20 protein-coding genes and 4 pseudogenes are annotated in these 18033 nt (G+C 67.8%); 15 read left to right on the forward strand and 9 right to left on the reverse strand.

All coding sequences use genetic code 11. The features are described from left to right. Positions 1–84: 84 nt before the first annotated feature. Complete coding sequence (locus M2302_RS15205) at positions 85–1122, reverse strand: IS110 family transposase (protein WP_280838555.1); 1038 nt, start codon at positions 1120–1122, stop codon at positions 85–87. Between the two features lie 526 nt (positions 1123–1648). On the opposite strand from M2302_RS15205, the gene M2302_RS15210 reads away from it, so the two are divergent. The 4 genes from M2302_RS15210 to M2302_RS15225 all read left to right on the forward strand — a co-directional run bounded on the left by M2302_RS15210 (position 1649) and on the right by M2302_RS15225 (position 4144). Further along, positions 1649–2356, forward strand: a complete 708-nt coding sequence (locus M2302_RS15210; protein WP_280838556.1) for an IS630 family transposase — start codon at positions 1649–1651, stop codon at positions 2354–2356. 118 nt (positions 2357–2474) lie between these two features. Continuing rightward, the gene (locus M2302_RS15215; protein ID WP_280838557.1) at positions 2475–3314 is read left to right on the forward strand and encodes a phospholipase D-like domain-containing protein; all 840 of its coding nucleotides are present in this window, start codon (positions 2475–2477) and stop codon (positions 3312–3314) included. A 144-nt stretch (positions 3315–3458) separates the two neighbouring features. Continuing rightward, positions 3459–3926: a hypothetical protein gene (locus M2302_RS15220; RefSeq protein WP_280838558.1), complete on the forward strand. Its 468-nt coding sequence runs from the start codon at positions 3459–3461 to the stop codon at positions 3924–3926. Between the two features lie 65 nt (positions 3927–3991). Beyond that, complete coding sequence (locus M2302_RS15225) at positions 3992–4144, forward strand: hypothetical protein (protein WP_280838559.1); 153 nt, start codon at positions 3992–3994, stop codon at positions 4142–4144. A 36-nt stretch (positions 4145–4180) separates the two neighbouring features. Here the strand turns inward: M2302_RS15225 and M2302_RS15230 are convergent, their stop codons facing one another. Further along, a complete protein-coding gene (locus M2302_RS15230) occupies positions 4181–4348 on the reverse strand; it encodes a hypothetical protein (protein ID WP_280838560.1) in 168 nt (55 codons plus the stop codon). 132 nt (positions 4349–4480) lie between these two features. Here M2302_RS15230 and M2302_RS15235 point away from each other — a divergent pair. From M2302_RS15235 to M2302_RS15260, 6 genes and pseudogenes are all read left to right on the forward strand, one after another. Beyond that, a pseudogene (locus M2302_RS15235) lies at positions 4481–5182 on the forward strand (IS5 family transposase); the annotation flags it as partial. Further along, a complete protein-coding gene (locus tag M2302_RS15240; RefSeq protein WP_280838561.1) occupies positions 5179–5445 on the forward strand; it encodes a hypothetical protein in 267 nt (88 codons plus the stop codon). The pseudogene M2302_RS15235 and the gene M2302_RS15240, both read left to right, overlap by 4 nt. A 169-nt stretch (positions 5446–5614) precedes the next feature. Continuing rightward, positions 5615–5917, forward strand: coding sequence for a DUF4193 domain-containing protein (locus M2302_RS15245; protein WP_348529423.1), 303 nt, complete (start codon positions 5615–5617; stop codon positions 5915–5917). A gap of 1336 nt (positions 5918–7253) precedes the next feature. Next, entirely contained in the window at positions 7254–8681 is a 1428-nt protein-coding gene (locus tag M2302_RS15250) for a DEAD/DEAH box helicase (protein WP_280838563.1), read from the forward strand. 195 nt (positions 8682–8876) lie between these two features. Further along, positions 8877–9080 carry a cold-shock protein gene (locus M2302_RS15255; RefSeq protein ID WP_210778296.1) on the forward strand — a complete coding sequence of 68 codons (204 nt, stop codon included), beginning with the start codon at positions 8877–8879 and terminating at the stop codon, positions 9078–9080. Positions 9081–9154: 74 nt separating this feature from the next. Continuing rightward, positions 9155–9487, forward strand: a pseudogene (locus tag M2302_RS15260) (methyltransferase); the annotation flags it as partial. 24 nt (positions 9488–9511) lie between these two features. On the opposite strand, the pseudogene M2302_RS15265 reads toward M2302_RS15260, so the two are convergent. Next, positions 9512–10126, reverse strand: a pseudogene (locus M2302_RS15265) (IS701 family transposase); the annotation flags it as partial. Between the two features lie 274 nt (positions 10127–10400). Here M2302_RS15265 and M2302_RS15270 point away from each other — a divergent pair. Beyond that, positions 10401–10793, forward strand: a complete 393-nt coding sequence (locus M2302_RS15270; protein WP_280838564.1) for a hypothetical protein — start codon at positions 10401–10403, stop codon at positions 10791–10793. 202 nt (positions 10794–10995) lie between these two features. Here the strand turns inward: M2302_RS15270 and M2302_RS15275 are convergent, their stop codons facing one another. Then, entirely contained in the window at positions 10996–11310 is a 315-nt protein-coding gene (locus M2302_RS15275) for a hypothetical protein (RefSeq protein WP_280838565.1), read from the reverse strand. A gap of 764 nt (positions 11311–12074) precedes the next feature. On the opposite strand from M2302_RS15275, the gene M2302_RS15280 reads away from it, so the two are divergent. After that, a complete protein-coding gene (locus tag M2302_RS15280) occupies positions 12075–12299 on the forward strand; it encodes a hypothetical protein (RefSeq protein WP_280838566.1) in 225 nt (74 codons plus the stop codon). Positions 12300–13017: 718 nt separating this feature from the next. On the opposite strand, the gene M2302_RS15285 is transcribed toward M2302_RS15280, so the two are convergent. Next, the gene (locus M2302_RS15285; RefSeq protein WP_280838567.1) at positions 13018–13329 is read right to left on the reverse strand and encodes a hypothetical protein; all 312 of its coding nucleotides are present in this window, start codon (positions 13327–13329) and stop codon (positions 13018–13020) included. Between the two features lie 184 nt (positions 13330–13513). Then, entirely contained in the window at positions 13514–13891 is a 378-nt protein-coding gene (locus tag M2302_RS15290; protein ID WP_280838568.1) for a hypothetical protein, read from the reverse strand. 282 nt (positions 13892–14173) lie between these two features. On the opposite strand from M2302_RS15290, the gene M2302_RS15295 reads away from it, so the two are divergent. Both M2302_RS15295 and M2302_RS15300 read left to right on the forward strand, forming a co-directional pair. Then, positions 14174–14569: a hypothetical protein gene (locus M2302_RS15295; RefSeq protein ID WP_280838569.1), complete on the forward strand. Its 396-nt coding sequence runs from the start codon at positions 14174–14176 to the stop codon at positions 14567–14569. A gap of 280 nt (positions 14570–14849) precedes the next feature. Further along, a pseudogene (locus M2302_RS15300) lies at positions 14850–15457 on the forward strand (IS30 family transposase). Positions 15458–15553: 96 nt separating this feature from the next. Here M2302_RS15300 and M2302_RS15305 read toward each other — a convergent pair. Continuing rightward, a complete protein-coding gene (locus M2302_RS15305) occupies positions 15554–15664 on the reverse strand; it encodes a TRIC cation channel family protein (protein ID WP_280838570.1) in 111 nt (36 codons plus the stop codon). A 48-nt stretch (positions 15665–15712) separates the two neighbouring features. Continuing rightward, positions 15713–16279, reverse strand: coding sequence for a helix-turn-helix transcriptional regulator (locus M2302_RS15310; RefSeq protein WP_280838571.1), 567 nt, complete (start codon positions 16277–16279; stop codon positions 15713–15715). A gap of 47 nt (positions 16280–16326) precedes the next feature. Between M2302_RS15310 and M2302_RS15315 the strand changes: the two genes are divergently transcribed. Beyond that, positions 16327–17118 carry a class I SAM-dependent methyltransferase gene (locus tag M2302_RS15315; protein ID WP_280838572.1) on the forward strand — a complete coding sequence of 264 codons (792 nt, stop codon included), beginning with the start codon at positions 16327–16329 and terminating at the stop codon, positions 17116–17118. A gap of 456 nt (positions 17119–17574) precedes the next feature. Here M2302_RS15315 and M2302_RS15320 read toward each other — a convergent pair whose 3' ends face one another. Then, positions 17575–17943 carry an IS110 family transposase gene (locus M2302_RS15320; RefSeq protein WP_280838573.1) on the reverse strand — a complete coding sequence of 123 codons (369 nt, stop codon included), beginning with the start codon at positions 17941–17943 and terminating at the stop codon, positions 17575–17577. Positions 17944–18033: the final 90 nt, after the last annotated feature.

Below are 18033 nucleotides of genomic sequence, written 5' to 3' on the forward strand. Positions count from 1 at the left end.
GGGTCAATCAAGCGGGCGGCCTCGCCGTCGGTCGACGGGGGTCAGACACAGAACGACCTCGCGTCCGGTCACGTCCGAACCTGCTCACGCCGCCGTGGTGGCCGGTGCGAGGGCGCGGATGTGCCCGTCGCGCAGGCCGTAGTAGACGAGGGTGAGCAGCTTGCGGGCCACCGCGACGGTGGCGATGTTGCGTCCACGGCGCTCGGCGATGGCCGCCCGTCGGGAGACCAGCCAGCCGGCGCGGTGCGGGACACTGTGGGCGGCCTCGACCGCGGCCCACCGCACCAGCGTGGAGCCTTGTTTGGTGATCCGTCCCCGGTGCACGACAAGGTCGGACTCGCGGTGCCGTGGGGTCAGCCCGGCCCAGGAGGTCAGCTGCGCCGGGCCGGGGAACCGGTCGACCTCGCCGATCTCGGCGACGAACACCGCCCCCAGCACCGGGCCGACACCGGGGATGGCCTGGATCGCCCTGTAGCCGGCGTGCCCGGAGAGTCTGGCCCGGATCGGCCCGGCGACCGCGTCGATCTCGAAGTCGACCGCCTCGATCAGCCGGCACAGCGAGGACACCCGCCCGCGGTAGGCGCCGTCCAGCGGTGCCCGGGCGAGCAGTTCCCGCCCACCGACACCGAACAGATCCGAGACGGGGATGTGCACGCCCTGCTTGGCCAGCACCGCGTGCACGGATGCCTTCAGGCCGCTGCGCCAGGCGACCAGCTTGGCCCGATATCGCACCAGCTCCCGCAGCTGCCGCACTGCCGGCGGGGCCACATACGCCTCCGGCAGCCTGCCCATCCGCAGCAGATCCGCCAGGTCGGCGGCGTCGCGGGCGTCGTTCTTCACCCGCCGGTAGGCGAACCCCTTTACCCCCAACGGATGCGCCAAATGCACCCGGGCACCGGCTGCGGTCAGCACGTCCACCGCCCAGTACCAGCCGTAGGTGGCTTCCAGGACCACCTCCGGGTCGGGGCCGGCTTTGGCGATCTCCAGCCCGAGCGCGACCGGGTCGTTGTCGATCCGCACCGTGTCGAGTTTCTCGCCCGTCTCGGTCATCCGCACGATCACCGAACGGCGCCGGTGCAGATCGATACCCACGATCTGCCGGCCGTCGTACTCTGCCTGCATGAGCGGCCTCCTTCGTCGTGAGACGTGAGCACCCCGAGCATCCCGCCCGGGACCCACGAGGAGCGAGGCCCCGCTCCTTCATGCCATCAAGCGGCGACGGTTCACGATGCGAAATTCGGTCGGGGCGAGGGTCCCAGCGGGCAACTTCAGACGGAATGAAGCAATGGCTGGCGCGGTCGTGGGCAGTCCGTGTATAGAGCATCTCGCCGCCCGGGATCATGCGGTACGCCGTGATTGCACGGATCGGCTGCTCGCATGCCAGGTTCAGCACCGCCAATGGCCAGGATAAAGATCGATCCCCGCCGGCGCTGTGGAGCGATGGACCGGTTCCCTCGGGTCGCGCAAGCAGAGCCAACCGCTGCCTTCGATGCAGCCTCTCGACTCCATCCCAATCATCGATCTCGATCGGCATCATCGGATCGTCGAAGCCCGACAAGGTCCAGCCTCGTCGCAAGTCGGTCAGGGGGATGTGGCCGCTAATGTCCACGACCACCGCCTCAACCGGCTGCTTCACCCTGTCGGCAAGGTGGGTTGCAACACGGCGGGCAAGACGGTCCGGCGGATCCTGCACGAACGCGGTGTGTCCTGGCAGGCCAGCAAGACGTGGAAGGCCAGCAACGACCCCGACTTCACCGCCAAGATGCGCCGGATCCTGGACCTCTACGACCACCCGCCGGCCGACGGCCGGGTGATCTGCGTGGACGAGTTCGGGCCGTTGAACCTGCAACCCCGCCCCGGCCGGGCCTGGCGCCCGAAGGGTCAGCCGGTGCGGCTGCGTGCCACCTACACCCGTGACCAAGGGGTGCGGCACATGATCGCCGCCCTCGACCTGGCCAGCGGGAAGCTGCACTACCGCATCCGCGACCGCAAACGCTGGCGGGAGTTCCTCAGCTTCCTGAAGACCCTGCGCCGCCGCTGGCCCGACCAGCATCTCTACCTGATTCTGGACAACTTCTCCCCGCACAAGCACCCCGAGGTCCGCGCCTGGTGCGCCGCAAACCGCGTCGACCTGGTGTTCCTGCCGACCTACGCGTCCTGGCTGAACTGGATCGAGGCCGAGTTCGCCGCAGTGCGGTACTTCGCCCTCAACGGCACCGACCACCGCAGCCACGCCGAGCAGGACGCCGCAATCGGCGACTACATCCGCTGGCGCAACCAGCGAGCCCGACCAAAATCCGGATTTGCGATCAACTCCAAGATCCGGCACCCGGATTACCCGATCAAGGCTGCATGACGAGGCACTAGTTGCGGACGGAACCTGGCACGGACTCGAGGACTATCTGCACGCGGATGTCCGCAAGCGGGCCGCGATCTCCTACATCGGACCAGCTGCCGCAGAGCTTCTCGACCTGGTGGGCGACGACATGATCGTCGTTGACGGGTCCGACGCCGCCTTGCAAGCCGGACAGGTTGACCCGACCACGATCAGCCGATGGCACAAAGCCGGTGTCGACGTCCGTACGTTACCGAACCTGCACGCGAAGATGATCCACCTCGAGGGCGGCGAGACGTACGTCGTCATCGGCTCAGCCAACGCCTCCGCCCGCTCCCGTGACTTGCTAAGGGAAGCCGCAGTCCTCACCGACGATGAAGGGCTGTGTACACAGGTGGCCGAGCAGTTGGATGTCTGGTGGGCCGAAAGTGACCCAATCGATCAGACGTGGCTGAAACGGGCTCGCGAGCTCTACCGTCCCCCGGCCCATGTACCGGCCCAACGCCGGACCGCGCCGCAGCCTCGCCGCTTGTGGGTCGGGATCGGCATTACCGACGCGGCCCTGATCCCACCGAAGGCCGCCGCCGCCCGCGAGAACCTCGAACAGCGCTACGGGCGCGGGGTAGTCGACTCATGGGTCATGAATCCCGGAGACGAGCGCGCGGTGCGACCGGGAGACGAGGTTGTACTGGTTCAGGCCGGCCCTCTCCGTCAACAACCGCGCAGGAACTCGCCCGCCAGCCCGCCAGCAATCGTGGCTCGTGTCGTCCTGGACGAGACTGGCCCAACCGCCTTGCTGGTCTGGCCGCAGGGCGCCGAGGACGGCCTCGAACCGCGAACCTACGAGCAGCTGCTGGATGCGGTCGATCAGGTTGGCGGGGAGATCGACTGGGACAAGCCGTTCCCGGCGCGTTCGCCTGCGGCGGAGGCTATCCGAACGCTGTGGGGACAGCGGGCGGCACGATCTGCACGGCATTGAGGGCGTTACGGCCGTTGTGCCGTCCGCCCTCAGGCCCACGCAGGAGGGGGTGGCGCGCGCCGACCGCCTGCAGGGCTGTTAGCCGAGCTGCCCGTCCTGATCCCGTCGAGTATCGAGGGCTATCGCGGCAGTACTGTGCGCGCCATGATCCGCAAAGCCATGATCGTAATGCCCCTTTGCCTGCTCTCCCTCACTGCTTGTAGCAGCAACGCCGACAAGCCGGAAGCCGCTCCGTCCTCGACATCGCCAGCTCCTGCCGTCAGCACGGCGTCGGATGCGGCGGCCAGCCCGACCGCTCAGGCCGCCAGCGAGGAGGCGGAGCTTCGCCAGGCGGTAGTGGCGTACTCGGACGCCTTCCTCGACGCGAAGCCTACGGTCGGCTACGAACTGTTCTCGGCCAGATGCAAGGAACGCGTGAGCCTCAGCGAGTTCACCGGCATGCTGACGGCCGCCAAGCAGATGTACGGCAAGGCGATGCCAATCAAGACCTTCGAGGCGCAGATCTCAGGTGAGATGGCCCGAGTGACCTACACCTATGACGTGCCTGCCCTGAACCAGAACAAGGAGCCGTGGGTGCGGGAAGACGGCAAGTGGAAGCAGGACGACTGCTGAGCCTTGCATCAAGTTCGTCGCCATCCCGCAGCGCGAGGCTGTTCTTCTCGAGCTGGGGCGCCTATGTGTTCGCTGCGGCGTTCGCCGGCCTGCTGGCCGCGTTCATCCAGGCTGATGCCAGCCTCCGTGGTGCGATCGACTGGGCCGCCGGCGGCGGCATCTACGGGTTGTTCGTTGGTTGGGTGCTGGCCATCGTCGTCTTCGCCTCCCGGCACTGACCCCCGTACCGGCCAGCGTGGTCACCCGGCGTGGCCTCACCGACTGAGGGCAGTCTCAGGAGAGAGTAGGCCGTAGCCGTTGAGCGCCGGCTGGCCGCCGAGACGGGCGTAGAACACCCTCGCGTCGCCGGGGATCTCGCCGCGGGTCACCACGTCGATCAGGCCGGCCATGGACTTCCCCTCGTAGACCGGGTCGGTGATCATGCCTTCGGGCGGCGAGCCGCATCGCGTCGAGGATCGCCTCGTTGGGGGAATGCCGTTGCCCTTGCCCTGGGTCTCCCGACTTCAGCTACCTGACGGCGTCCGCGTTGACCGTCGCCAGCGACGTTAGGCGTGTTGCTGCAGGTTCTCCGGTTCGGCTGTTCCTACCAGGCCATCGCCGATACGACCTGTTCAGCGACCACGATCCGGGACCGCCGTGACGAGTGGATCAAAGCCGGGGTGTTCACCCAGCTGAAACAGGTCGCACTGGATGCCTACGACCGGATCGTGGGTCTGCTACTGGCCGACGTCTCCGTGGACGGGTGCATCACGAAGGCCCCTGGCGGTGGCCAGTGCGCCGGACCGTCACCCGTTGACCGACGCAAGCAGGGCATGAAACGGTCCGTGCTGGTCGAGGGTTACGGCATCCCACTGGGTCGCGTGCTGGCCGGAGCCAACCGCCACGACTCACCGCTGCTGGCACCGACCCTGGGACCGGCTCAACGATCTCGGGCCGCTACCGGACGCCATCACCGTGCATTTGGACGCCGGCTACGACTCCGGCAAGACCCGGGACCTACTTGCCGAACGCGGCCTGCACGCCGAGATCGCTCACAAGGGCGACAAAGCACCGATCCAAGCCAGCCAGAGATGGCATGTGGAATACACCAACGCCTGGCACAACGCGTTCAACCGGCTGCAACGCTGCTACGAACGCGTCAAGCGCGTCATCAACGCGTTCTTCGACCTCGCCGACACCATCATCACCCTGCGTAGCCTCATCCGGAAAGCCTGGACCACCACCGCTGGGACAACCGCCCGAACAAACGGCCATGATCATCCACCAATCCGCGCGACCTCTTAATGCAACAGCGCCAGTGGGAGCGCTGCACGAGGTCGACGGCAAGTTGTTCCTCGGCCCGCCCAAGACCAGCGACTCCGTGCGCCGCATCCGGCTGCCCGCTTTCCTGGTCAACCTGCTCGCCACCGGCCTGGCCGAACACCACCACCCGATCGTGTCCTCGGCGCATGCGGCAAACACCAACGCCGATCCAACTTCAACCGCGGGACTGGCCAGTGACCGCGCCGCGGCCCGATGACCAATCCCCAACACCCACCACAATTCTCCGCCGCGATGGCGATCACTGCCTATGGCGCCCCTCGCATCCAAGGGCGAGCGCTACCCTTCCACCGCTCGCTCGAGCGCCACGACATGAGCCGCGGTCTACCGTCGTGACACCCATGAACAAAGCCGGAGAGGCCATCACGATGAGCAAGCCCATCGATTACGACGCGCCGCGCCGACCCGCCGTTGAGGTTGAAGACGACAGCCTCGAGGAACTCAAGGCGCGCGGCGCGGCGTCGCAGTCAGCAAGAGTCGACCTCGACGAGGCCGAGGCTGCCGAGAACTTCGAGTTGCCCGGTGCGGACCTGTCCGGCGAGGAACTGACCGTGGCGGTCGTGCCGATGCAGCCGGACGAGTTTCGATGCGCGCGCTGCTTCCTGGTGCACCACCGCGGTCAGCGCGCCGCGCAGCCCGACGGCCGGGACGTATGCCAGGAGTGCTCCTGACGTCCACTGTCAGGGCACCATTTCCCGTCACTCGGGACGACCACCCAGCCATGCGCCGGCGAGGATCTCCGCAGACGCCCGACTCGGACAGGGGTGTAGCTTCGATCGACCTGCGATGCCGCCGGTCGGCGCCTCTACCTCCCATCGCTGGCCGTCGGTGCGGATGTAGACGTCGCGACGCCCCCGCGGACTTCGGTCCCCGTTCCACCAGTGACGCTCGATTCTCACCTGCTGACCGTATAGCAGTGTGCGGAAAGACGAACCATAATGATCTTGGGAAGACGGTCGGTGTGATCGGGAAACCCACGAATTGTGGACGAGAGATGGGAGACCTGACCGGGCTGGCGCAGGACGCATCCGCGGAGCACCGCCTTCGCGACGCCACGTATGCCTGTTCTGAGCGGATGACCGGCGAGCGCATCCACGGACCGATCGAAGCGATTCAACCGCGCGCCGACGGCGACCACATTCGACCGCCTCGGCGGGCGTACCTCCCAGCCATCCAGTCAGACCCCAAGCAGGTCATGTCATGAGCTGTTCGACTCTCATCGCCGACGCCGAGACGGGCGGCGCCTACACCGTGCGCAGTTGCACTGGGCGACCACCCCGACCGGGGGCACGATGGGTGCGGCGGTCGCGGGTCGCGGCAGCACCCTCGACGGGGACATGTTGATCGGGATGGCCGACGCGACAATGTATGTGGGCAAGGCCGAGCGGCGGTCCACCGCCACCGCCCCATCCGCTGGTCCAGTCGTGGAGACGTGCTGATCCACCTGCACAGGACGTCGGTACCTGCGACGCGTCGAACCGACGCGCGTGGTAGCCCTTACCGACTGGGCTCCGTGGCGTCGTGATGCCTAACGAGCGGGCGATGGGCGCGATCGTCGGCTTCCGGGTCGGCGTCACCCTCGACACGGAACGGGGTGCGCAGGCGGGTCATCTCAGCCGAACTTACGTCAACGCCAGGTGTGTGGTCGAAAGGCGCATCTGCTCCCGGTGCTTCACGGAACAAATTCGAGTCATGCGCGGTTACATCAGTCAAGAACTGCTCCAAGTTTGCGCGCCAACGCGCAACCCACCCGCTCGCAAGATACAAGCCGGGTGCGGAAAATGAGCGGGGCGGATCCGGCCGCTCGCCGGGGGCGTTGGATTTCGCTCGGCCCGTCGAACCCTAACCCAAAAAAGCCATCGTGTACGGCCTGGGCCGGGGCGCGGGTAGATTGATCAACCAGTCCGCCGGTTCCGACCACGGCCTGCATCTGATGTCGACCACCACGCGCCGCGACCAATCGGTCAGCGCCGTGCAGGGCGACCCCTTCCACGTTCGGAGACTCCCATGGCGGCACGCCGCCCCAGCAAGACACCCCTTGTCACACCCACCTCCTTCGCCGACCTCGGCGTGCCCGGCCGCCTGGTCGCCGCGCTCGAGCAGGCGGGCATCAGCACGCCATTCCCGATCCAGGCCGCGACGCTCCCGGATTCACTCGCCGGCCGCGACGTGCTGGGTCGTGGCAGGACGGGATCGGGCAAGACATACGCCTTCGCTCTCCCGGTCCTCGCCCGGCTCTCGGCCGCCACGTCTCCGCGGCTGCCCGGCCGCCCGCGGTCGCTCATCCTGGCGCCCACTCGCGAGTTGGCGACCCAGATCGAAGCGACGATCGCACCGCTGGCCACCGCGCTGTCGCTGCGGACCCTGACGATCTTCGGTGGGGTGAGCGCGCGGCCACAGGTCGGTGCACTGCGTGCCGGGGTCGATATCCTCATCGCCTGTCCCGGCCGGCTCGCCGACCACGTTTCGACCGGCCACGCGATCCTCGACGCCGTCGAGGTCACGGTGCTCGACGAGGCGGACCACATGGCCGACCTGGGCTTCCTGCCGGTCGTACGGCGACTCCTCGACAAGACACCGCCCCGCTCCCAGCGGCTGCTGTTCTCGGCGACGCTCGACGCGGGCGTCGACGTCCTCGTGCGGCGGTACCTCTCCAACCCAATCACCCACAGCGTCGACTCGGCGATGTCCCCGGTCGCCGCGATGACCCACCACGTGCTCCGCGTGCGTCACGATGATCGGCTCCCCGTCCTGATCGACCTGACGGCCGCCCCGGGGCGCACGCTCGTATTCACCCGCACCAAGCGGGGCGCCAAGAAGCTGACCAGTCAACTGGTCGCCTCGGGCGTGCCCGCCGTCGAGCTGCACGGCAACCTGGCGCAAAACGCCCGAACCCGCAATCTGGCGGCGTTCTCCGCCGGCGACGCCCGCACACTTGTCGCGACCGACATCGCGGCGCGCGGTATCCACGTCGACGATGTGGCTCTCGTGATCCACGCCGACCCGCCGGCCGAGCACAAGGCATACCTGCACCGCTCGGGGCGGACCGCGCGTGCCGGAGCGAGCGGCACCGTCGTCACCCTGATGACCGACGACCAGGTCACCGACGTGCGCGACCTCACCCGCCAGGCCGGCATCAACCCGACGATTACCCGGCTTGGGCCCGGTGACTCGCTGCTCACCGAACTCGCCCCGGGCGAGCGCCACTTCGTGACGCCTCCCGCAGCGACGACGGCGCCGCATCACCGACGAGGCCACAGCGCCACGCGGCGCCCGGATCCGCGCATGGCGACGGGCGGATCGACCGCCAGCGCAGCGCGCGGGACAGGCTCGGAAAGTCGTCGGGCGAGTGCCGCGGAAACCACGTCCGCGCCGCGGGGCGTCGCGGCGTTCTCTTCCGGCACACGGGTTGGTAGCCGGCGCGGTCAGCGCTGACAGCGAAGACACCGCCCGGGCGGCGCGCCGTGCTAGCCTCACCGGGTTGCAGCCTTCGGTTTGTCGCATACTTTGCCAGCGCCTGGTGGGTACCTAACCCGCCAGGCGCTCTTTGTTCTGCCGGTTCTTCCGGACCAGCAGCGGCGACAACCGAGGGCCCGTACATGGCTCCATCAGCTACTCAGAGGAGAAGACATGGCATTCGGCACAGTCAAGTGGTTCAACGCGGACAAGGGCTTCGGCTTCATCGCGCAGGATGGTGGCGGCCCTGACGTCTTCGCCCACTTCTCCGCCATCTCATCGAACGGGTTCCGCAGTCTGGACGAGAACCAGCGGGTCGAGTTCGACGTCGAGCAGGGCCAGAAGGGCCTTCAGGCCGCCAACATCCGTCTGGTCTGACGTTGACTCCGCCAAGCCGTGGCGACGAGGCCTCGCCCGTCGCCCCGGCGGTGGCTGAGACCACGGACCGACGAATGCCGATCCGTTCCGACACCGCGGTCCTGCCCGGCCTCGAACCGCTGGTGCTGCACGCGCTGTCAGCCCCCGAGTGGCGCGGCCGGGACCGCCAGCATCGACCGGCTCCGGCTGGGGCCCTGGTGCCAGAGGTGCGACTGGTCATAGCCGAGGACGCGATCGTCCTCTGGGCCCGGCTCAAAGCCGAGGCGGGGCACGTCCTCCCGCCGCCGTTCTGGGTGTCGGCTTGGACCGGCGGGCAGAGTCACACGCGTTACATCCTCGATCACCCGGACACCGTCGCCGGTCGCCATGTCCTCGACGTCGCAACCGGCTCCCGACTGGTCGCTATCGCCGCGGTGCCCAACGCAATGCCGATCCCGGTGTTCCCACCACAGCCGCAGCGACTTCGACTGCCCGTAGGCCTCGTCCATCGTCACCCACCCCACCGGCACTTCGGCGTCCAGGGCACGAGCCAGCATCTGGCGGGCCATCTGCACCTTGGTGGCGAACTCGACCTCGTCCGGGATCCCGGCCGCCCGACACCGGTCCCGGTCATCGGTCCACGACGCCGGGAGGTAGAGCTGCCGGTCGATCAACGCGCGGCCCTCCGCCGAGCGGTAGGCCACGAACACCCCGACCTGGCAGTTCTCGGTCCGTCCTGCGGTGCCGGAGTACTGGCGTTGCACCCCGGCCGACCGCGTGCCCTTCTTCAGAAACCCGGTGTCGTCGACGATCAGCACACCCGCCGGATCGCCGAGGTGCTCGACCACGTAGTCCCGCACATCGTCACGGACCGCCTCGACGTCCCAGTCCGCCCACCGCAACAGCCGCTGCATCCCGTCCGGCGACACATCCCCGGCCTGCTCAGCCAGGGTCCAGCCGTTCTTGCGGCCCAGGCCCGAGACCAGCCCGCACAGGTACTGACGCACCCGCCGCCGCGGCTCCGACCGGCGAAATCGAGGCCCGATCCGCGCGTGCAACCGGGCCAACTCCCCGTGCCACCGGTCAACATCAACATCTGTCACAGGCAGACCAACGAACGCGAGCCGAACCCGGTTTGCTTACTGCCGTTGCAGTACTAGCCGAGCGGGTACGGAAGGACCAATCGCAGCCATACGTGTTCGCCGATCTCCGCCCAGACGAGCTCGACCCGCAAAAGATCATGCTCGTGGTGCAGAACCTCGGCGCAACGGTCGCCCGAAACGTCCGCGTCACGTTCGACCCGCCGCTGACTTCCGTGGCAAGCCTGACTTCGCCGAAACGGTGGAGGTACTCCACCGTCCAATCTCGGCGCTGCCGCCCCGCCGCAAGATCCAGTGGTTCTTCGACATCGGCTTCCGGATCTTCCAAGAACCGGAGACGCCCCGCCGCTACACCGCAACGATCACGACGGACGGCCCCTTCGGGCCAGTCGAGGAGCTGATCTACGTGATCGACCTCAACGAACTGCGCCAGGCGGACGCAGCCGCGCCGGTGCCAAAGCGAATCGCGGACGAGCTGCGGAAAGCGCGGGAGGCGCTGGAGAAGGTCGCCAGCTACCAATCGCAGATCGCCTCGAACTCTCAATCTGCGGCGCAGGCGGTACCCGCGCAATCCCGAGCGCGCCTACGCCCCTGGCCTGCTGCCCGGCCCCGGCGCCGCTCAGCGGGCCGCTGAGCGGGGCTGGGGTTTCTCCTGCGGGGGACCCCGGAGGCTCTCGTCGAGATTTCGGCCTTCGTCCCCAAGGGCTACTCGTCGTCTTTGCTCTCAGGCGGATCTGCCAGTCTCCAGATGAACTGCGGTATGCGAGCGCCCCCCCACAGCGCCACGCCGTATGTAGCGAGGGAACGTCACCGCCACACACGTCTTGCCCGTTCGACTAGCTCAGTTCGGCCTTGACCACGTCATAGAGCCGGGACCGTAGGCGGTCGAACGCATCGTGTTCGGGTAGGACACCCTTGGCATCCTGCACGACGTAATCCTGGAAGCTACCCATACCTCCCCGGTACATCTTCAGGATGTTGTTCAGCACGGCCTCACGTGCCGACTTGTCCCCATGGGCGTCGTCGAGGGCGCTCGCGAACCGCCGCATCCCTTCGCAAACCGGCCCCCCGCTAGGGGCCGCAAGCGCCAGCTCGGATATTTCCAACAAAATCGTCCGAACAGGATCAGGGTCTAGTTCGTGAGGGGTCACGAGTCCACCACCTTTGCTCCGGGATTCTTCCAAGGCTCCACCAGGGCGTAACCAACGAGAGGCACCCACGCCGGAGTTTCAGCCATGGCGGGACGCTATCGCAGCGTGCGTCCGGCGGCTCGTCGGACCCGCGGCGGCTCGTTGGGGCGCTGGGGGGGGGTAACCCGGCCGGGGGGAGATTCCCCGGCCGGACAGCAGAGTCCGCGCCTCCCCCCTCCCCTCCGTGCTCGCGTGCTCACGCGAGCGCGAGTGATCGATGAGTTGTTCTCATCGATCAACTTCTCATCATCGACTCGATCACTTCCGACTTGATCGACATCGACATCGTGATGGTGCTGGTCGACGTGGTGTAGGTGGTGGGTGCACTGGTGCTGTGCCACCACCCTGCCCTCAGGAGTGGGGGTGCCGGGCGACCTGGTGTCTGTGGTCCTGGTGCCGGTGGTGGTGGTCCGGTCGGCCCGGTGGCCCGGGTGGTCGGGTGCCGGTGGTCACCGGGATCACCGGGATTACCACGGGCTCTACGGAGAGGGGTAGGCCCTTTCGAAACTCCACCCCCGTTGGGGTCGCGTCGGCACCCTAGTTTTTGATCATGGGGTGGCTTCGCGTCGGCCCCCTGAAATTCGGCGAGGAGGCCGTTCTCGGGATGATCCTCTTCGTCTTGATCCTGGGCAGAGCGTCGCCCGTCCAGCCGGGCAGCTCCTCCTTTCCAATTACGACAGAGGCTCGATGAGCAGAGGCGCTCGCATTGGTCCGCCGGCCTGGACTTGCTCTACGACGCGATCAAGCGCCGGAACGAGGCCGTGCACCGACCCGTGGAAGTTGGCTCGTCGTGGGCGCCCTACAGCACTGGCGATGGCGGCGAATGGGTGCCGGTCATCACCCTGATGTGCGACCAGGAGTACGACGAGCAGAACCTACGCAAAGATCTTGCCTTGCAGCATCGCGCGACATGCGAAGCGGTGCGGCTGCTCCGGTCCCTTGACCTGTGAATTACGAGATCAAGTTGCCCATCTCGCCTACCTGGCCAAGTGTTGGTTGAGCTGCGGATCTACCTTCCGACATCTCTCACTGGCGGTGGTGGCGGTTCGGCGTCTTGAGGACTGGATGAGGACTGGAGGATCTTGGCGGAGGGGCGCTGTCCTTCCGATCTATAGGAGTAGGCCGGGCAACTCGCGGAGGTGGCTGGTGGGGCGATCTGCCGATGGAACCCCGATCCCTCGCCGCTGCAACGGCACGGTGATTCTTCACGAGGACGACGCAACGCACTGCAGCAGCGCCGGTTGCCCCGGTACCGAGTGGGGGCATGGCGACATCGATGCGTGCCGGGCAGATCAGTGCGCGCACTGCCCATCCGGCCCCGACTGGAGCGACTCCTTGTAGGGCTGGCGCGGTTTAGAAGTGTGGACACGGCCGGAACGTGCGGGGTGCTGACCTGGCTTGACCTGCGTCGCCATGCCGGCCGCCACGTCCAGGAGCTGACCGCCGTTGACCCTCGGCATCCGTGCCAACGGGCACGCAACGGGCAGGGCGACCGACGGATTATGAGATCAAGTTGCCCACCCCCGATCACCTGCACGTACCGAGGTCTAGCAGCGGAAAGGGCTTCCGACATCTCACACCGCTCCCCGCCGTTCGTCGCCCTCTTGCGGACTGGATGCGGACTGCCGGGCACACGTGAGGCAGGGGCTGCCCGACTTGGCCCGCAAGCTACAGAGGCTCACCGGCCAACTGCCGTTTCGACTCCTCGAAGAGCATGGAACGCAGGCGGTCGAGTTGCCGCTGCTCAGGCAAGACTGCACCGTCTCGCTGCAGGACAATGTCCTGGAAGCCGCCCATCCCTTGGCGGTACAGGCCGAGGATGTCCCGGATCACTCCCTGTCGTAGATCACGATCTGTGCCTGCTTCCTCCAGCCGCTGAACGAACCTGGCCGCACTCCTGCTCCACTCGGGCTCGTCGGTCCGCAGCACATCGCTGACCTGTAGGAGGAGGCTGTGCATTCTGTCCGCGTTGTTTTCCACGGTGGCAGCTTTCCAGGCCCCACCGGTTGGACGGAAGCGCCGGGCGACCCTTGCCTTGCAAAGATCAAGCGCCCTGTCGGCGGGCGCCGGTCAGGATCGCTGACCTGCACGGCTTGTCGGTTGATGCTGGCCTTTCCCGCCGTTCGTCGGTTGGCTTGGCTGTACGGATCGCTGTACAGCGCGTCTAGATCGCGTTGTCGTCCTGCCACGTCACCCCCGACCACCTATCCAGGCTGGCGAGGAAGTGGGTCACGATCGGCACGACGTGGCAGACCTCGACGGTGTCACGGTCGGCGTACCGATCCACCTGGCCGTTGGCCAAGACGTACTCTCCGGACCGTTCCGGCGATGCCTCCGGGTCGATGGCGTGGAAGCCGGCGTCTCCGGACTCCGCCAGCCGCAGCACCATCGCACGCTTGCCACCGATGACGATGCCGAGGATGCGGCCCTGATGGTGCTCTAGCCAAATCTCGCCATGGCTCGCGGAGATCGCCCTCCGGACGGCGGACAGCATCTGCTCATCTACTGGGCCCTCCAGCGTGGTCCGGCCCGCGTGCAGCACCCAAACACCCACTCCCTCAGCCAAGACACACGCTAGAACAGACGTTGATGTCAGGCTTCCTCCGGGCCGGCCGCACCGTCAGTTTGGAAGAGCGCGCTCAATCGGTCGTGATGCCCGAAATGCCTGCGGCCGGCGCAGAGCTAGGTGCCCCTCGTGCCCGCTCATGACCGCTTCGCCTCGCGGCTACTGGCCCGTGGATGGCCCGGCTCAACACCGCCCCTGCAAGGTCACGACCCCCATCCCCAACATCCGCGATTGCTGCTGGCTCGTATCCTCCGGGTCATGGCCGATGATCCACCCAGCTCGCGCCCGCCAATCGGACGCATGCCGCGCACGCTGATCGCGGCGCTGCTTGTGCTCGGGGTAACGGTGCCGTCCTTCATCATCCGCGAGCTGATCGAGGCCAAGATGGGAAGCGGTCCCTTGGCCGACTTCGGCTGGATAGCAGTTCCGGTAGCGGTGACGGCCTGGCTCGCGCCCCGTGCGTCCTACCGCCGGCGGGATGCGCTGTTGTGGTTGATTGGCCCTGGCGTCTACATCTTCGCCGTGATCGCCTGGCGGCTGGCCTTCTTGCCGTACCGCGATTGGACGCCTCGACCCGATGAGGCATCTCGCGTGCGCTGGCTTCGCGACCCCCACCACGCCGGAATGTGGTACCTGCCTCGGGCAGCGAAGTAGGTGGGGTCGGTCGCCCGGCTGATCTCTGAGGTGTCGGCGACGCGTGAAGACTGGCCCCCCGACGGCGGGCGGGTTCCAGTACTTGTCGCAACACACCTGATCATGTGAGGCGTGTTGATGGGACGACGAGGACGTAAGCGCCGGCTCGAGCTGGAGACGGAGTACTGGCGGCTGCTGCAGTCGGGTGTGGGGACGTTCGAGGCTTGCCGCATCGTCGGGATTGGCCGCAAGACCGGCTATCGATGGCGCGCGGAGAACGGCGGGGTGCCCCCGGGCCCGGTTGGCGGAGGACGTTCGATCGGGCCGGTACCTCTCACTGTTGGAGCGGCAACGAATCGCCACCCTTCGCAGGCAGGGGTTGACGATCCGGGCGATCGCTGAGCAGTTAGGCAGGGCGCCATCGACAGTCAGCCGTGAGCTACGGCGCAACGTCCGACCCCACGACAACGGCGTCTACGACGGCGACCTGGCGCACGCGCGGGCGCGGCAGCGAGCCCGCCGTCCGCGGCAGGGGCGGCTACTTGCTGACGCCGGTCTGCGCGCCGTGGTTCAGGCCAAGCTCGAGGAGGATTGGAGTCGGCAGCAGATCGCCGCCTGGTTGCGGCAGGCTTACCCTGGCACCAAGGCGCGGAGATGGCATATCACCAGCAGATCGCACCGCTGCTCAAGGACGGGGTGTTCTTCGCCCATCCCGGCCGGCCGTGGCAGCGCGGCACAAACGAGAACACCAACGGCCTGCTGCGTCAGTACTTTCCCAAACGCACTGACCTATCCCAGCACACGGCTGCCGATCTCCGCGCCGTCGAGCAACGCCTCAACAACCGGCCCCGCAAGATCCTCGGCTGGCGAACCCCGGCCGACATCTTTCAGACGGCTCTGGCACTCTAATGATCGTCACCGTTGCGACGACCGCTCGAATCCGCCTGTCGCCGATGATGACGTCGCGAAGGACGCCGCCACCCAACGCGGTGACTTCCGCCAAGATCAGAATTCCGACGGCATCGAACCCTTTTGAATGGCGGTCAAGGCACCGGACATCGCGAACACGAACAAGCCGACCAGTTCAAGGACACCCACCACGGTAAGACTTGACATGCCACCAGTGTCGCGACCGGCGCCGAGCCAGGTTTCGCCTGCTCCGGGTCAGCGCTCCGGGCCGAGGTGGGTGCGCTCGCCGTCGTGGTCGAGGATGCACAGCACCTCGGCCGGTCCGCGGTCCGCGCCGAACGCGTGCGGCACCATCGTGGAGAACTCGGCGGCCTCGCCCGCCTCGACCCGGATGGTCCGCTCGCCGAGTTGCAACACCACGGTCCCGGAGAGCACGGTGAACCAGTCGCGCCCCGGGTGCACCCGCAGATCCGCCGGGATCGGCCGGGTGATCCGCAGCTTGGCGACCGTCATCCGGGGCGCGGCGTCGCCCTGGGACAGCAGCCACGTGGTGATGCCCCGCTCCGGCTCGTGGTGTGGCCGGATCACCACGTCGTCGTCCCCGCCCGCCTCGACCAGCTGGTCGAGCGTGATGCCCAGCGCCCGGGCGATCGGGGTGAGCTGGTCGAGCGCGATGCGCCGGTGGCCGGTCTCGATTCGGCTTAGCGTGGACGGGCTCAGATAGCTGCGCGCCGCCAGCTCGTCCAGCGACCACCCGCGGGCCGTCCGCAATCCGCGGATGCGCTGCCGGACGAGGGCGTCCAGATCTCCGTCTTGCTTCATACGCAAGACCTTATGCCGTCGGCGCATGACCGGCGTACGGTCGGCGCATGGCACACACGCACCTGGGCGAGATGCTCGAACTCGACGCCGCCGTCCTGCACGAGTATTACGCCGAACTGATCGGCTGGGTCGGCGCACGGCTGCCGGACCGGCCGCACATCGTCGACCTCGGCGCGGGCACAGGCGTCGGCAGCCGATCGCTGGCCCGCCACCTGCCCGCCGCCCGGGTCACCGCCGTCGACGTCGACGAGGAGATGCTCGCTCACCTGCGGCACAAGGCGGACGAGGAGGGCCTGGGGGACCGGATCCGGACCGTACGCGCGGATCTGGACCAGCCCTGGCCGCAGCTCGAGCCGGCCGACCTGATCTGGGCATCCGCGTCCCTGCACCACATCAGTGACCCGGACACGGCGCTGGCCCGGGCGCACGAGCTGACCCGCCCCGGCGGCCTGTTCGCCGTGGTCGAACTCGACTCGTTCCCGCGCTTCCTGAACGACCCGGCCGGCGCCGCGCTGGAGGAGCGGTGCCAGGCCCTGCTCGACGCGAAGCGCCTCGAACACGGCCTGCACATGGGCGAGGCGTGGGGCGAGCGGCTGGCCGGCGCGGGCTACACCGTCGAGGCGGAGCGCCACTTCGACCTCGTCCTGCGGCCGCCGCTGCCCGCCGCGACCGGCCGCTACGCGGAGATCTCGCTGGGCCGCATCCGCCACGGCCTGGAGGACCGCCTCCCGGCCGAGGACCTGGCCGCCCTGGAGCAGCTGGCCGCCGACCTTCCGCACCGCACCGACTTCACGGTGCGCACGGAGCGTACGGTCTGGCTGGCCCGTCGCCGCAGCTAGCTAGGCCGCCTACGGGGTCGGCCTGATCGTTGCCTGGGGGTCATCCCTGAAGAGGCGGGGCCGTGTCAAGCGCGGACGCTGGACCGGTTGTGACCGGTTTATGGCTGATTTCCGGATCGGTGCGGGCAGACGTCGGTGAGGGGTCGGGGTCCAGGCTCGACCTTTAGGTCGACCCGCGTAGCGGGCGTGGCCCTGACGCCGATCCCGAGGCGATCGCACGATGGCGGCGCCGGGAGCAGGCTATGGGGTTGTGCGGGCCGTGTTCTCCAAGGTCCTGAATGGACGGGGCATGCCGGTTGTGATCCGGTTGCCGGTCATCCCTTCGCCGCTGTGCGCGGCATGGAGTGGTGCGGCCACAGCCAGGGCCGGGTCAATCAAGTAACGCTCGACCGCGTCCCGTGTTCGGGAGGGTCAGACCCCCAGCGACCTCGGGTCCTGGCTGTGTCCGGATCAGGCTCACGCCGGTCGGGTGCTCAGGGCGCGGATATGCCCGTCGCGCAGCCCGTAGAACACCAGCGTGAGAAGTTTTCGGCCGGCGGCGACCTTGCCAATGTTCGATCCCCGGCGGGCGCCGACTCGGATCCGGGTCGCGCCGACCGGGCCGCGGCTGAGCCGTTGCACCGCCTCGATCGCAGCCCAGCGCAGCAGCGGACTGCCTTGTTTGGTGATCTGGCCCCGGCGCACGGTGGTGTCGGATTCCCGGTGGCGTGGGGTCAGCCCGGCCCAGGAGCACAGCTGCTGCGGGCGGTGGAAACGGCTGACATCACCGATCTCGGCAACGAAGATCGCCGCCAACACCGGGCCGACGCCGTCGATGGCCTGCACGGCACGGTATCCCGGATGCGCGGCGAGTTTCTGTCCGGGTCGGGATGCAGCCCGCCGGGCCGCTGGCGCGCCATCAGCGTGTGGCCGAGC

It is taken from the genome of Micromonospora sp. A200 (genome assembly GCF_029893845.1).
In the GTDB taxonomy this organism is placed as follows: Bacteria; Actinomycetota; Actinomycetes; order Mycobacteriales; family Micromonosporaceae; genus Micromonospora; species Micromonospora purpureochromogenes.